This is a genomic window from Ruegeria sp. AG6, assembly GCF_056541565.1.
In genome coordinates this window covers 1-13,782 of record NZ_JBQFYQ010000019.1, presented here as the reverse complement: position 1 = coordinate 13,782, position 13,782 = coordinate 1, and the positions used below count along the sequence as shown (strand labels likewise).

The following is a 13,782-nucleotide window of genomic DNA, read 5'->3' as shown; positions in this document are numbered from 1 at the left end:
TCTGTCCATTCTGCTAGTCCGTCAGCTGGAGCAGCGTCCACGATGTGCTCTTGTACAGTCCTCAGAAGTGCCGGCCATGCATCTGAACCCTCTTTCGGTCGTGCTTTCAGCTCATAAATCAGGTCATCCAGAGGGATCGACTCCAACGGACGTCCAAAGATCTCTTCATCGGAAAACTCATTACTCATCGAAGGGATTCCAATCGCCTTGCTCCTGACAGTGCGCGCACAGGGCAGTTGCCTTGTTCTTCTTCCGTACAATATCCCCCACATGGCCACATCGTGCACATGTGCGTTTGCTGTCCAGTACGAGACGCTTGAGCGGGAGATCCAGGCATTGATCATACCGACGGAAGTTGATCTGGATCGAACAGTCTGAGCCCGTCGTAACATCCGAGATCTGCACTTGAATCGGTGTCTCACAGTTCTCTCGAACCAGATGCTCCGCCTCCGCAAGAAACCTTCCCAGCAGGACGAGCCGACCCGGCCCAATGCTTGGCCACAGTGAGGCAGTATCAGCGCTCACCAGGTCTGGGAAGCGATCTGCCACATTGAGCTCAAGATCTGTTGGCCAAATCATCTCAGCGCCTTCAAACCGACTTTGAAGGTAGTCGTTGTAGCACCAGCAGCAAAGCGTCGTTAGGTAGCCTCGAATGCTCTGCACCTGCGCGGTGTTTCCACAGGATTCACACGTCTTCTCGATCTCGTCGACACGAGTATCGAGTTCATCGAGGATATTTCGATTACACTTTCGTGTGTAGACACGAAGGCCTCCCAATTTTTGCTTGATCTGTACGATCACCGGCAACTCATCCCCAAAGATATCGGTGTGTTGAGCAACACTGCGCTTCACATCTTCCAACACTAGTGCGAGCTGATCAGCCCAGCCAGCGCGATGCTCACCAAGTGCTTTTAGAACGCTTGTTTGGATGTCATTCCAGTCGACAACAGGTTTCACATTACCCACCCTTCAGCCGCGCCAGTGCGTCAGCTTTGTTAATCGCCACACGCATGATTTCTTCGTCCGTCAGATCTTCGATACGTTCGAAATCGGCGGTGGAAATTGAGGCCACAACACTGCTTTCACTGTCGTGAACCGCAAATGTCATCTTCAGGAATCGAAGATCTTCGGTATCTGTGAAAATTGGCTCAATTGTCCGGGTCATGATCGTTACCCAATCGACGTTTGTGCGCTTTGATGTGTTCGGCTAGGTCTCCAACGAGGTTGCCAGCAGCGATGTCTTTCTCCAAAAGCTCAAGGAAAGCTTCGATGGCTGGATCTATATGCTCGTCCTCGCCCTGGTCCTCGCCATTCACTTCACTAGCGATGCGGTCATCCAGCTCGCGAATGCTCGCCCGAATCTGTGACAGCAATTCGTTGCCTTCTTCATCTACCTTGCGCGCTCTGATTTCATCTGCGGAAATCGGACCAGACAGCTTTGCCTGGCCCAATGCCAACGCCGCTTCTTGCAGTGCCAAAAGAGCTCGGGTCAATGGATCAATCTCCACGTCAGCAATGAGCGCGTCGAACTCCTCCGCGCTGCTGATCGGATCAGACAGCGGTGCTTGTCCGGTCAAAAACTCGGCCTTCTTTAGCCTCAGGAATGCGCGCGTCACCTCATCAGCCTTAGTGTGGGGCTCTCGCGCACCGGTCTTCTCCAGCCATATGGCGGCGATCTTCTCAACCAGTGCCCACACCGTCTGCCTGCGATCATGCTGCGAGATCTCGAAGCGTACTGCTTTTTCTTCGATGCCGAGAGGCTTGGACATTCGTTCGTTCACGCGAACTTCGTAGTCGCAGAGGCCACTAAGATCGTCGCTGACATTCCCAGCATGGGCCCGGGCGACTTCGCTCTCATTCACGTAGACAACGATTTTAAGCATCGTTCAGCAGCCTTTCGCCACGCACGCAGGGCAACGTCCGCGGTCATCAGATCGGTCGATCTGACCGAAATATCCACAAAATGAGCAGGTCAACCTGTCCCGAAGGGGATTTTTCCGAACGCCAAAGAATCTCTTCCTTTCAGGGTGGCGCTTGCTCGCGACATCATGCGCGCACCAGCAACAAAGTGTCTTGTACCAGCCGTCCAGAAGTTGGGTCTCGGCAGCGTTTGAGCATCGCTCACAGGTACGATTTGCTCGTGCAATGGTGGCGGTGATCATCGACTGGATGTGTCGATCATCACACCTGTGGTAGATGCGGAGCTCTCCCAGCTTCTCCTTGATCTGGAGGATGAAGGGGTAGGTGGCATCCTTCGGATCACAGTGTTCTTTGATCTCTGTGAAGAGCGTCGTGACCAAGCCTGACCAGCCTTCGGGTGTGCGTCCGAGGCACTCCTCGACCGATTGCTTGATGTCGTTGAAATCAATTGCGTTCGTAACTTTGTCCGCCATGTCGGACACCTCCTGAGGATGGTAGGAGGCGTCGGAATCGAACCGACTCGTGCACTCTAATCTGGAGCAATTACAAGGATATAAGCCTCGCCCGCATACCAATGCTGCCTCCCGCGGATTTCGCGTGGGTTATCGACCTCAGGCCGATATTCGATGGCAGTGGATGCGTGTGAACGTCATGACCGCAAGCTGAACCAGTTCGCATAACCATGTCAAGACGGAGCGTGCTGCACTTCGAAATTCACCGCGTAGTTCTGGGAACCTTCTAGCTTAGCGTGTGCCAAAAAGAATGAAGCATCCTATTTTGCGGGTCAGTACAGCGTAGAGTAGCTCTCAGACAGCGAAGCGATTCGATGCCCTGCGATCCGGATTCGAACGTAGAAACTCAATCGATAGTTCGCTCTGAATCGACGCGCGCATTTTGATCTGCGTCTGATGCGCTCTGTTCTGGAGAAATACAAATGTCTTGATCCGGCGAAACCTCAGCGGCAGCATTGACCTGAATGTTTCGAAAAATGGAGATACCGGTTGCAAAACCTTGCAAGTTTCAATCCATTTAGCGTCTCGAGTCATTTGTGATGATACGTTCCTCACCTGAATTGCTGGCAGTTTCGAGGCGTTGGTATGAAATACTCAGAACCAAGAAGAATACTGACGAGTTGCAGGATTTTCTGTCGAAGGCAGATGAACTAAGGTTCGTTGGCACAGGCGAAGGTGAGTTTTGGAGCGGGCAAGCAGTTCGCGATGGGGTTAGCGGATTTTTTGCGGAGATCCCGGCACCCGTCGTTTTCGAAGAAGTTGAAGCTGAGGCCTTCGAAAACGGAGAAACGGGATGGTCATCCTTCGTCCACAAGATTCAGTTTGTCGGCTTTGATGAAGCCGTCTTTTATCGCACCGTCCTGATTTTTGTCCTGGAGGGAGCGGCCTGGAAGATCATCAATCGCCACGCTTCAGTGCCCACTCCAAATATTGAACTCGTGGGTAAGGAACAGCTGGCCATCCAAAAACTGGTTGATGCTGCGCGTGAAGATGGACCCGATCTGGTCCAAACGGAAGGTTTGGCTTCGGTACTTTTCACTGATGTGGAGGGCAGCACAACATTGGCGGAGGCGTTGGGCGATCAGCGTTGGTCGGTGCTGATCGAAAACCACTTCCAAGTGTTGGCGGCGATCATTGAAAAGTACCATGGCCAGTTCGTGAAATCCCTTGGAGACGGAACGTTGTCCGTCTTTCCGTCCGCGAAAGAAGCACTGACGGCCGCTATCAAGATCCAGGGGGCCATTGCATCGGCTTCCGAGGAGCCATCTTTCGGTGTCCGGATTGGGATTCATACTGGTGATGTCGTGCAATCTCGTGGAGATTTTTTCGGTACGGTGGTCAATAAAGCGTCACGCATAACGACCGTTGGTGCGGCGGGCGAGATACTCGTTTCAGATGCGACTCGCGCCATGGTCGGAGGACGAACCGATTTCTCTTTTTCTGAAATAGAACCCAGACTCCTGAAAGGTCTACGCGGTCACCACGTCTTGTATCGGTTGGATTGGCAAGATTAAGTCTTGGGGGCGCCGTAACTCCGGCAAATCGCCTAGTCTTCTAGGGGAGCAGCACCGCCAGTTGTTTTGAGGTTCGCAGCACACCTTACATCGCCAGTAATTCCCGATGAATTGCGACCATTGCCCAGGTGTCGCGCGTGCAATACGCAACAAGATCAGCATATACCTTAGGGCTGCAAGCGCAGTGGGAGAATTGAATTTGATGTGTCCTTGAAGTGAATTAGACTACGAGCCAACTGTTCAGATAGCTCACTAAGAGGACATCATGGCAGCTCCTTTAGTCCAAAACTGGGAACTGACTGCCGCCATCCAGGACATAGCAGATTGGCTGGTTCAACAGGGCTTAGAGAATGCGCCTGTGGAGCTCTGGCTTGAAGCATTCTGCAACCGTCTTGTTTCGGCAGGAATTCCGCTTCAAAGAGCAAACATCACTGTTCGCGCTCATCATCCCGAGATTGGGACTGTCGCTTTTCGCTGGCACAGGGATGGCGGTCATGAGCGAGAGAACTTTGTCCGAAGAACGGATGCGCCTGAGGAATACGTTCTAAGTCCAATTTATTATCTTTTGGCAAACAACGTTGAAGAGATCAGACAAGATCTTACAGTCGAAGAACCCGCGCTCAACTTTCCGATCTTCGACGAACTTCGCGAGCGCGGTGCAACTGACTACTTTGCTGTCAAACGGTTCTTCCTTGTTCAGGACAATGCTACGCCTGTTAACCCGATGCAGGCCGAAGAAGGTGCTATTATTTCGTTGGCAACCGACGCGAGCGGGGGCTTCACAAGCCAGCAACTTGACGGTTTGCGTCAACTGATATCTCCACTTTGCCTGACGCTGAAATGTGGGGCAAACCGGCTGATGGCTGAAGACATAACCGCCGCGTACTTGGGAAAAGACGCCAGTAGGCGCGTTCTTTCCGGGGACATCACCCGAGGTTCATCGGAAACTATCTCAGCGGTGATTTGGTATTTTGACCTGCAAGGATTTACCAAATTGTCAGAGGCGCTTCCGGGGGACTCAATCATAGAATTGCTAAACGACTACTTCGCCGAAGCTGTTGACGTAGTCGAACGCAATGGCGGTAATGTTCTAAAATTCATGGGGGATGGAATGCTTGCCATCTTCGATATTAATCAAGTCCCGAACGCTCGCCGCGTCGCAATTCACGCGGCAACGGAGTTGCGAGATACTTTTGAGGAACTCAACCAACGACGGCAAGCTGATGGTTTGCCAACGACCGGCTTCACTCTCTCGTTGCACGCAGGCGATGTTCTTTACGGCAATATTGGCGGTAGGTCTCGCTTGGATTTCACAGTGGTCGGCCCAGCGGTAAATACAACTTCGCGCATTTTAGGCATGTGCAGCGCTCTTGATCAGAACATTGTGGTTTCCGATAAGGTGGCGGGCGACTTGGTGGGCTCCATTCCAAGTCTTGTTTCCCTGGGGCAATACAGATTGCGCGGTGTTGCTGAAAGACAGGAGCTGTTCACGATAGACTAACTGCCGCTATTTGGAAGCCGCCGCAATGGGGTGTTGACCTGCGTCAAAGCAAAGGTAGCCGGATTGCTACTAGGTTGGTTTGCACATGGAACAGAACTGTTGGATCAAGCACCCGCGCAGAGCGGCATTCTTGGTCATAGTGATTGCATTGTCAGGCTGCACGGGCAGGCTGCACGGGCAGGCACCACCAAGGCAATTGGCATGGCCACGGCTTAGAAGGTTGCTATGGACCTCACCACGACGTTGATCGCGAGGTCTATTGCCGAACGCTCGAGTGAACTTGAGCCATACGCGATGCAACCCACAAAACGTTTGGCGACCAGTGTTATTTGGATTGAGATTCAGATCTTGTATCGAAACTGCCCGTTTGATGCTCAGTCCGGTAACATTGAAAAGTTTGGCCTTGGCACAATATCTTTGTAGTCCCATGAGGAAGCGGAGAAGAGACCAATGAAACGACGCGAATTTCTATTAGCGGGTACAGCAGCAGTGTTGGCTACTCCTTCCGTCGGACAAGAAGCCCCATTCATTAAAGTCTACAAGACGCCAACCTGCGGCTGTTGTTCCGCGTGGGTAGATCACCTGATCTCCGCAGGGTTTCGCGCCGATACGCTAGACATGGAACAGGAGCAGCTGTGGTCGCTTAAAGAACAAATGAAAATCTCAGATGAGCTTTCCAGTTGCCACACTGCAATTATTGGGGACTATTTTGTCGAAGGTCATGTCCCGGCAGTAGATATCTATCGACTTTTGTCCGAACATCCTGAAGGCCTCGGCCTAACAGTTCCAGGCATGCCGATGGGTTCACCCGGCATGGATTTTTCAGACGAACGAGAACCTTATGAAACCTTGCTCGTTGGTCTGGATGGAACAACGAGTGTGTTTGCTCGACATAGCTGAGAGATTGGATGAAGGGCAATCAGATTTCCCAGCTCCATGTCCAACATTAGTTTGCGCTGATTTCAAAAGGATTCAGCTGCAACCGTTGTGTTTTTTCCACATGGTTGGGTCGTGGCCTTCGGGCACATTGGAGCACGGGTCGTTCTCATACCCTCTTAGAATGCTGTATTGCTGGATTTGATCTGCGCTCAACAGCGGTGTTGTTTGCAGGTGCCGGGACAGATGAACCAGTCGTAATTCGGCCCTGGCCGTTTCTGCCGCTTTAACAAGTTTGTTTAACTCGGCTAAGTCAAGCTGGTCACCGGCAAACGCTTCACTTAACGCCGCTTCGGCCTCAATAAACCGCTCGCCTGCGACGATTGCCTGTTTGCGCATTTCAGAATGGATCGTGCCAATTCTTTCCACCTGATCCTTCGAAAGTCCAAGTTCATCTTGCAATTCGAGCAAGTGTGCTGGGCCTGGTTTGCCATTCAGCTCCGCTGGTAAAGCAAAACCCCAACCTCCGCCGCGCCGCAGCTCTTCTAGATCGGTCTCAGATAAGCTTTTGATGGTCCTGGATTGCAGACCGGCGTATGGCGTGATTTCAGCGTCGTGAGTGTGACTTTGCGCGAGTGCTAATTGAGAATATTGGATCGTACAAAGCGCCGTTACAATCAGAAACTTAGGCATAAACTTAATCATGAAGTCTCCTTTCTGGCTCACCCAAATGCCTTCTTCCATACAGTACTTCTGCCCGGCGCAGCGACATTCCTGCTCCTTTTTGACCAGTAGGTCGTTCCGGATTTACGTGTATTCTAGGCCGTTGAGACAATAACCTCTGCTTCGATTTCAATTGGGAAGTTGATTGGTAGGCCTGCCACCCCGACCGCCGTACGTGAATGGCGGCCAATCTCTTCTCCAAAGACGTCAATGATCAAATCCGTGAAACCGTTGAGAACCGCAGGCGTATCGCTGAAGCCAGATTTGCAATTTATCATCCCATGAACTCGGCACCACCCCGTTATTCGGTTTAGACTGCCAAGTTCGCGCTTTAGACTGCCGAGAATAGAAAGCCCGACTTTGCGTGCTGAGGCGTAGCCCTCTTCCACAGACACATTTTCTCCGACTGCTCCAAATGGCGCGGCCGGAGTACCGTCTATTTCTTGTGGTCCATGACCAGATACGAACGCCCGGTCGCCCCGAACGTTAATCCACGGAAATGGCAACACCATACCAACAGGCAATTTTAGCGGCGCAGGTAAAATGATGTTGTGGTCTAACAATCGCTGTTCAGCGTCGATCATGGTACTCTCCCTCGCAGCACTTGCATGGATCTTACCTTAAACCATGCCCAAAGTCGGTCTCGACCACCAAACTTTGCAAGGTCCGCTTCGTCCACATTTGAGTCATCTGGCGAAACCGCGGCGAACGGCTGTTGTTGGTTAGGGCAAACCCTGGCCGCGTTCGCGGGCATGAATGACCGCTCATCGTGGTTACGGGTCATCCGGCAAAAAGTCTCAGATGGCCGAGACGGTCCCGAAGCGGCAATCTTTACTAAGAAAGTGAGGTCCTAAGCAGGAAGCTCTCCGCCAGACTGAAGCCATCGCGCGTCGGCTTCCGGAAGCAACTCTGCAAGACGTTTGTGAAACGCAAGAAGGTCTTCGTCTGAAAGCTTGCCCTCCCACTTGCGACTGCTTGCGCTATCGAAGAAGGCTGACGGGTCTTTAAAGGTTGTGGACCGTTGTGTTTCTTCCTTAGCACTCGCGCGTGCATTGGCTTGCATGTTCTCGAACTGCATACTTTCCGCAATTGCGGCCAGCATTTCATCGCCAATTTTCAAACCAAGTACGGAAGCGAGCTTTCTAGTATGAGAGAGCAAATCGCGCCGCATATCGGCGTAATGGAAAATGTGTATGTTGGGATGTTGGATGTTTGACTTGAAGGACTTGAAGTGATGAACGATGGCCTCAAGGGTGATCCCATCGGCCATCTCCTCTCGAACGGTCTCACCAAGAAAAAGGGCGAATGAAGCTGTCGGCTCATCCGGGAACCTGTCTTGGATCAGGTCTTCCTTCAGGTTTGCCACATGTCGGCGCATCGAAAAATGTGCGTCGATTGGGTGTCTGAACACCGCGATGTAGGTGCAATCTGGACCGAAAGGAATGCCGTCAAAAGGCGTATGGGTCTTGATGCATCTTCTGTGGCTTTGAGCTTCGAACATTCGAGCTATGGGGAGTTGATCTCGAAACGCCGGGTCGAGCCAAACCGACAGGTCATCCATGACCTTGTCCATACCTGGCTTTTCAAACAAGAGCGACAGCACAAGGGCTTGCGTCCATGTTGTTCCGCACTTTGGCGGTGTTGCAACAATCACATCTCCTTGGCGCAGCGCGAACATGTCCCAAATCCGATTGTCGGTGAGACGTGTTCTGTACTCGAATGCCTTCCTTGAAGACGCCCGTATCCTCATTCTGATTTCCGCCAATGGACCCTTAATGAAACGATAGCAAGCATGTGGCGCTGAACCTAGAATTTTGATGGCACCCGAGTAGGAAGGCCTTTCAAAGTGCCAAGCGAAAACCTTGCATTCGCGGCTAGAAGCTCGTTTTGCCCTCAAGGCAGTCATACGCGGCACCTTGCTCCAGTGCCTGTGCTGCGGTGTAAAGTCGAAATTACAAAGTTCGGTTTTTCGAGGTCCGCTTCTGCCTAATTTACCCAAAAGCAAAAAGCTTGCGTGTCGTTATTCGGTCACTGATGTTCATTGAATATTGATCGCGATTTATGCGCGAAACCCCTAATATCCCTTTGACACTCCTTCACAATGGATACGCGGGAGGATTTTGTTTGGAGCGGTACTTGGCTGCCATACTCGTGGCTGATGTTGTTGGCTATAGCGCGCTTGTCAGTGCTAACGAGGAAGCCGCATTGCACACATATAGGGGCCACTTTAGGGCGCTGGAGCCGCATGTCGGCCTGAATGGCGGACGCCTATTCAAAAGAACCGGTGACGGTTTTCTTGCAGAGTTTTCCTCGGTTGTAGATGCGCTGGCATGTGCGGAAACGATGCAAGGTCAGATGGCTGAGCGGAACGGGGCGCGCGGGCAAAGTCCGGAAATGCAATTCCGTATGGGAATTCACGCGGGCGATGTTTTTGATGACGACGGTGATGTTCTTGGTGACGGCGTCAACATCGCGGCCCGGCTGGAAAGCCTTGCTCCTCCCGGAGGGATCATCGTTTCAGGTCGGGTTTACGAAGACCTTGTGGGTAAGGTGGATGTATCGTTCACCGAATTGGGGCCGCAATATCTGAAGAATATCACACGCCCTGTAACTGCTTACTCGGTACAAACAGCATTTGCTACTGAATCCCCGATAATTCAATCTCGCCCAGACAAGCCTTCGGTGGCCGTATTGGCGTTTGACAATCTGTCGCCTGACGCTGAACAGGATTACTTTGCAGAAGGTATAGCCGAAGATATAATCACCAGCTTGTCCAGAGTGCCCTGGATATTCGTGGTCGCCCGAAACTCCTCTTTTTCTTACAAAGGGCTTTCGGTTGATGTGCGTCGTATCGGCCGAGAGCTTGGTGTCCGCTATATATTGGAAGGGTCCGTTCGCGGCGCTGGTGACCGGTTGCGTGTCACGGGTCAGCTGATTGATGCGGAAACCGGGTCTCATGTTTGGGCGGATCGATACGATGGCAAGCTCGATGATGTTTTTGAGCTTCAGGACCAGATTACCGAGGCTGTCGTTGCTTCGATTGCGCCAGGTATCCGACAAGCTGAAATAGACCGTGCTGCTCACAAGCGCCCTGACACCCTTGGAGCCTATGATCACTTCCTACGTGCGCAGTCCTTGATCTACAGGTTCAATTTCACTGAAGCAGACGACCATTTGTCAAAAGCTCTTTCACTCTCAAGTGAGTACCCATTGGCAAGCGCTCTTCGAGGCTGGATCCGCACTTTGCTATGGAACCCGGATACGCGTCCAAACGAGGCCCGATTTGATTGCGCAATTCAGCTGGCACATGAGGCTCTGGCGGCATCACATCTTGACCTAGAGGCGCAAGCATATGCCGGTTACGTACTCGCGTTTCTGTCGGAGGATACAGAGTACGGTTTGTCACTTGTGGATCAAGTCGTCGAGAGAAGCCCAAATTGCGTTTCAGCCTGGGGATCCAGTTGCGTACTGCATGGCCTGATGGGTGAAGCGCAGGTGGCACAAGCTCATGCCAGGGAGGCGCTCCGACTTAACCCGAATGACCCACTAAACTACCGGGTCCACATGGGTATCAGCCTGTCGCAAATCGCGGAAGGGAACTGGCGCGATCTAAGAGAAACTGCCCAAAAAATGCGTGCATTTCATAATACTGTGACTGTCTTTCGCCTGAACGAACTTGTGGCGGAAATGGCTCTCGGCAATGGGAGCCGAGCTAGAGAGCTCGCAGGTATTCACATGTCGCGGGAACCCGATTTTAGCGTTTCAATGTTCCGGCATATGCGCGCTCGTATCTCTATCGCAAAACCAGAAATCTATGACGCCTACTATAAAATGCTGGCAGCCGCAGGCATTCCTGATTGACGACACCAGTTGTAGACCAGCGGCAAGTCATAGCAAGTGTGCAACATGTGGAAACATATTTTTTGCCGCTGGAAGAATGCCCAATTTGGTCTGCGAACAGTCGTTGAAGTGAATAGCGGCGAGCGGCAATCGAACCTTCGCGGCGCTCGGCGTGAACGATTGCTCTGCGGACAAAGCTACCATTGCCACGTTAGGTCAGATTAATAGGTTTGCAGTTTCATGCTCTAATCAGAACAGATGCCCATTTACCTTCAAGGAAAGTTTCGAGATGGAGGTGCTGTCGCATATTAGAACTGTTGACCGCCGCGACATGGCTTCAATGGAAGTCAAGCCGATCAGTAGATCGTGAGCCGGGGACACTGGAAATCTAGAAAAAACGACCGACCGATCTGGTCTACGAGCGTTCGGTCGTTGTGCAGCCGCACTAACGTCGAATGGGCGCCCGCATTGGGCTCGATGTTGTCATTTTCTCAAACGCTAGGAATGCTCTCTTTGCGGATAAAGCAGAAATCGCTCGATCACTAAAAAACATCAGGCGGCTTAGCCAAAGGTCCCCAAGTTTCAGGGTCTGGTAGACCGACACTTGACCATGCTTCTTGCAAAACTCTGGAGTCTGAAGATCTTGTCCGCGGCAAATCATCCAAAATATCAAACCAAGGCATTTTGCTTTCTATTCCGGAGTGGACTGAAGGAGCAAAGTTTTCCGGTTGGTCGAGGCTCGAAGTATGCAGTACCAGATAGGCCGTTTCTCGTGGCTTTACGAGCTTATAAGTTAGGCTTGCCCCGCATCTGGCACAAAAGCCACGATTTGCTATCGGCGTAGTTGCGAAGTATCGAGGTTCCTCGGTGAGAAATCGAACAGCAGAAGCGGGAAAAGCCGCCCATGCATTAACTGCTGAACCAGAAAATTTTCTGCAACAACTACAATGGCAATACCCGGTGCTTATGGCAGGCGCGTTTATTTCATACCGTACTAACCCACAGATGCAGCCACCAGTTATTAAGGTTTTGGCCAATTCATCTTCATCAAAATCCAGAAAACCTCCCTCTTCTCCGGGTTCTGAAACGGTCATGTAGACATGTATTGGACTATCAGTTCTCTTGAGTCTTTTGTGACCGCAATCCGCCAGCGGAAGATCTATCTTGCCCGCTATTTGCGCCATTACTTCTCCTGAAACCGCGATTCCACCTGGTTCCGCTATTGCTTCAAGCCGTGCCGCAGTATTTACGCCGTCTCCGAGAATATCGTCGCCGTGTACAACGACATCACCGAGAGAAACGCCGACGCGTAAGATGAGAGGGTCGTCACTGTTCGACCGGCGTGCTTCGCGTGCGCAGGCTCTTTGAATGTTAATTGCACAATTGACCGCCTCAAAGACACTCGAGAACTCAGCCAAAAACCCATCGCCAGTAGACTTAAAAACACGACCCCGGTTTGCTTCCACCTGCATGCCGATGATTTCACGTTCTAGTCGAACCAACTTAGCTAATGTTCCGCTTTCATCGCGTGATACCAATCCCGCGAAACCGACTATATCGGTGGCCAGAATGGCCGCTAACTTGCGTTCCATCTCCGTTGCTCCGAGCCAACAATCTCCAATTGATGCCTGCTTACTTTAACATAAAATCGGTCGCAGCGAGCCACGGTGGCTGAGGTGTTAATTTCCAGCTTTCAAAGACCGTTCGGGGCTGCGAGCGGTCAATCATGCTCATCGCAGAAAATGGCAGCGCTGAGCCCAAAGCCGAAAGTTTCCTACTTTTGCCGAGCTCGTACCTCGGCGGCCCGACGAACTGCGAGTACCGCTGTTGCGTAATCTCCCAAAGAAATCCCTCTGAAAGCGAATGCAGCCGGTTTCTTGCTTAAAGTGGTATCGACTGCTCCCGAGACAATTTCCGTCAAGTCCCCTGTTACCCGCTGATATGGCAGCATTGGTTTGTCGCTTTCAGATTCCTGTTTTCGGTCGTCAACAATAACAGTTTTGAAAGCGGTCATACCCTCTGGAAGCCACGGAATGCAGGCATCTGTAATGGCGGCGAAGGCAGTCGGCTTTAGCCATCGGGCATCCAGAAAAGGTTCGATGGAATAGTCCAAAGTTATTGATGTCACTACCAGATCGGCATCACGCAAGGCGTCCTTGGCACTGGTGGCTGTTTGGGCCTCGAGGTCTATGTCCCGAGCCCGGCGACAAAGCTTGTCGACATTCGCTTTGCCACGTCCGAACACACGAATGCTTTTCAAGGGGAAAACTTCGGAGAACGCAAGCAAATGGGAGTGAGCTTGCACGCCGGCCCCAACAAAAGCCACTGTCTCAGCATTGGGATCAGCAAGTCGACGCGCGGCGACGACTGACAGCGCCGCTGTTCTAACAGACGTTACCCAATTTGCCCCTAAGACTGCCCGGAGAACCCCGGTTTGCCCGTCCATTACCATGATAGCGCCGTTAATCGCAGGGAGCCCTTTTGCCGGATTGTTCGGACACACCGTTACCTGTTTGGTCACGATGAACCCATCATCTCCTACTGCCAAGGTCGACATTGCGTACCGTCCATCCCCGGGCAAAATGGCTGTCTTAGGGGACGTATGAAGCTGCTTACTTGCCTTGGCTATCAGCGCAGATTCAATCGCGTCGGCAACTTCCGAAGGTTGGATCCCTAAACCTTCCAAGTCTTCGTCAGAAAGATAAGTTATTTTGCTTTCAGAAGTCATGTTGGCGCCGCTCCGCTTTGCAACCCGGCTTCCCGATTAGGCTATCAAATTGCATGTTAACATAAGCTTTGGGTGTCTAGGGTCAGGACTCATAACCAATAAATGACGGTTGCGGCGAGGGCGATGGCGGAGAGGAAGACCTTCGGGCATCTGTCGTATCTGGTCGCC

13 protein-coding genes and 1 tRNA gene are annotated in these 13,782 nt (G+C 51.9%); 4 read left to right on the top strand and 10 right to left on the bottom strand.

The features are described from left to right. Positions 1 to 180: 180 nt before the first annotated feature. The 5 genes from ACR0I0_RS20360 to ACR0I0_RS20340 all read right to left on the bottom strand — a co-directional run bounded on the left by ACR0I0_RS20360 (position 181) and on the right by ACR0I0_RS20340 (position 2,506). A complete protein-coding gene (locus tag ACR0I0_RS20360; RefSeq protein WP_480492646.1) occupies positions 181 to 957 on the bottom strand; it encodes a hypothetical protein in 777 nt (258 codons plus the stop codon). 1 nt (position 958) lies between these two features. Next, positions 959 to 1,165: a hypothetical protein gene (locus tag ACR0I0_RS20355; protein WP_480492645.1), complete on the bottom strand. Its 207-nt coding sequence runs from the start codon at positions 1,163 to 1,165 to the stop codon at positions 959 to 961. Beyond that, complete coding sequence (locus ACR0I0_RS20350) at positions 1,149 to 1,883, bottom strand: hypothetical protein (protein ID WP_480492644.1); 735 nt, start codon at positions 1,881 to 1,883, stop codon at positions 1,149 to 1,151. Before ACR0I0_RS20350 ends, ACR0I0_RS20355 begins: the two co-directional genes overlap by 17 nt. A gap of 3 nt (positions 1,884 to 1,886) precedes the next feature. Then, complete coding sequence (locus ACR0I0_RS20345; protein ID WP_480492643.1) at positions 1,887 to 2,393, bottom strand: hypothetical protein; 507 nt, start codon at positions 2,391 to 2,393, stop codon at positions 1,887 to 1,889. A gap of 19 nt (positions 2,394 to 2,412) precedes the next feature. Continuing rightward, positions 2,413 to 2,506: transfer RNA gene (locus ACR0I0_RS20340), tRNA-OTHER, on the bottom strand. A gap of 465 nt (positions 2,507 to 2,971) precedes the next feature. Here ACR0I0_RS20340 and ACR0I0_RS20335 point away from each other — a divergent pair. The 3 genes from ACR0I0_RS20335 (at position 2,972) to ACR0I0_RS20325 (ending at position 6,347) form a co-directional block, all read left to right on the top strand. Next, positions 2,972 to 3,946 carry an adenylate/guanylate cyclase domain-containing protein gene (locus ACR0I0_RS20335; protein ID WP_480492642.1) on the top strand — a complete coding sequence of 325 codons (975 nt, stop codon included), beginning with the start codon at positions 2,972 to 2,974 and terminating at the stop codon, positions 3,944 to 3,946. Positions 3,947 to 4,211: 265 nt separating this feature from the next. Next, on the top strand, positions 4,212 to 5,447 hold the full coding sequence (locus ACR0I0_RS20330; protein WP_480492641.1) for an adenylate/guanylate cyclase domain-containing protein: 1,236 nt from the start codon (positions 4,212 to 4,214) through the stop codon (positions 5,445 to 5,447). Between the two features lie 450 nt (positions 5,448 to 5,897). Next, positions 5,898 to 6,347, top strand: a complete 450-nt coding sequence (locus tag ACR0I0_RS20325) for a DUF411 domain-containing protein (RefSeq protein WP_480492640.1) — start codon at positions 5,898 to 5,900, stop codon at positions 6,345 to 6,347. Between the two features lie 72 nt (positions 6,348 to 6,419). On the opposite strand, the gene ACR0I0_RS20320 is transcribed toward ACR0I0_RS20325, so the two are convergent. The 3 genes from ACR0I0_RS20320 to ACR0I0_RS20310 all read right to left on the bottom strand — a co-directional run bounded on the left by ACR0I0_RS20320 (position 6,420) and on the right by ACR0I0_RS20310 (position 8,724). Next, positions 6,420 to 7,067, bottom strand: a complete 648-nt coding sequence (locus tag ACR0I0_RS20320; RefSeq protein WP_480492638.1) for a Spy/CpxP family protein refolding chaperone — start codon at positions 7,065 to 7,067, stop codon at positions 6,420 to 6,422. 74 nt (positions 7,068 to 7,141) lie between these two features. Continuing rightward, complete coding sequence (locus ACR0I0_RS20315) at positions 7,142 to 7,630, bottom strand: RidA family protein (protein ID WP_480456286.1); 489 nt, start codon at positions 7,628 to 7,630, stop codon at positions 7,142 to 7,144. Positions 7,631 to 7,896: 266 nt separating this feature from the next. After that, on the bottom strand, positions 7,897 to 8,724 hold the full coding sequence (locus tag ACR0I0_RS20310; RefSeq protein WP_480492637.1) for a sulfotransferase domain-containing protein: 828 nt from the start codon (positions 8,722 to 8,724) through the stop codon (positions 7,897 to 7,899). Positions 8,725 to 9,182: 458 nt separating this feature from the next. Here ACR0I0_RS20310 and ACR0I0_RS20305 point away from each other — a divergent pair, with 458 nt between their 5' ends. After that, the gene (locus ACR0I0_RS20305) at positions 9,183 to 10,907 is read left to right on the top strand and encodes an adenylate/guanylate cyclase domain-containing protein (protein ID WP_480492636.1); all 1,725 of its coding nucleotides are present in this window, start codon (positions 9,183 to 9,185) and stop codon (positions 10,905 to 10,907) included. 521 nt (positions 10,908 to 11,428) lie between these two features. Here ACR0I0_RS20305 and ACR0I0_RS20300 read toward each other — a convergent pair. Continuing rightward, positions 11,429 to 12,478 (bottom strand): GFA family protein, encoded by a 1,050-nt coding sequence (locus tag ACR0I0_RS20300; RefSeq protein WP_170546192.1) that lies wholly within the window; start codon positions 12,476 to 12,478, stop codon positions 11,429 to 11,431. A 182-nt stretch (positions 12,479 to 12,660) separates the two neighbouring features. Next, the gene (locus tag ACR0I0_RS20295; protein ID WP_480492634.1) at positions 12,661 to 13,614 is read right to left on the bottom strand and encodes an ornithine cyclodeaminase family protein; all 954 of its coding nucleotides are present in this window, start codon (positions 13,612 to 13,614) and stop codon (positions 12,661 to 12,663) included. Between the last annotated feature and the right edge of the window lie 168 nt (positions 13,615 to 13,782).

What these genes read in the sequence shown, in the direction of transcription:
- ACR0I0_RS20355 (WP_480492645.1), bottom strand. Translation starts at nt 1,165, where the DNA reads ATGACCCGGACAATTGAGCCAATTTTCACAGATACCGAAGATCTTCGA.
- ACR0I0_RS20350 (WP_480492644.1), bottom strand. Translation starts at nt 1,883, where the DNA reads ATGCTTAAAATCGTTGTCTACGTGAATGAGAGCGAAGTCGCCCGGGCC.
- ACR0I0_RS20345 (WP_480492643.1), bottom strand. Translation starts at nt 2,393, where the DNA reads ATGGCGGACAAAGTTACGAACGCAATTGATTTCAACGACATCAAGCAA.
- ACR0I0_RS20335 (WP_480492642.1), top strand. Translation starts at nt 2,972, where the DNA reads ATGATACGTTCCTCACCTGAATTGCTGGCAGTTTCGAGGCGTTGGTAT.
- ACR0I0_RS20330 (WP_480492641.1), top strand. Translation starts at nt 4,212, where the DNA reads ATGGCAGCTCCTTTAGTCCAAAACTGGGAACTGACTGCCGCCATCCAG.
- ACR0I0_RS20325 (WP_480492640.1), top strand. Translation starts at nt 5,898, where the DNA reads ATGAAACGACGCGAATTTCTATTAGCGGGTACAGCAGCAGTGTTGGCT.
- ACR0I0_RS20320 (WP_480492638.1), bottom strand. Translation starts at nt 7,067, where the DNA reads ATGGAAGAAGGCATTTGGGTGAGCCAGAAAGGAGACTTCATGATTAAG.
- ACR0I0_RS20315 (WP_480456286.1), bottom strand. Translation starts at nt 7,630, where the DNA reads ATGATCGACGCTGAACAGCGATTGTTAGACCACAACATCATTTTACCT.
- ACR0I0_RS20310 (WP_480492637.1), bottom strand. Translation starts at nt 8,724, where the DNA reads ATGTTCGCGCTGCGCCAAGGAGATGTGATTGTTGCAACACCGCCAAAG.
- ACR0I0_RS20300 (WP_170546192.1), bottom strand. Translation starts at nt 12,478, where the DNA reads ATGGAACGCAAGTTAGCGGCCATTCTGGCCACCGATATAGTCGGTTTC.
- ACR0I0_RS20295 (WP_480492634.1), bottom strand. Translation starts at nt 13,614, where the DNA reads ATGACTTCTGAAAGCAAAATAACTTATCTTTCTGACGAAGACTTGGAA.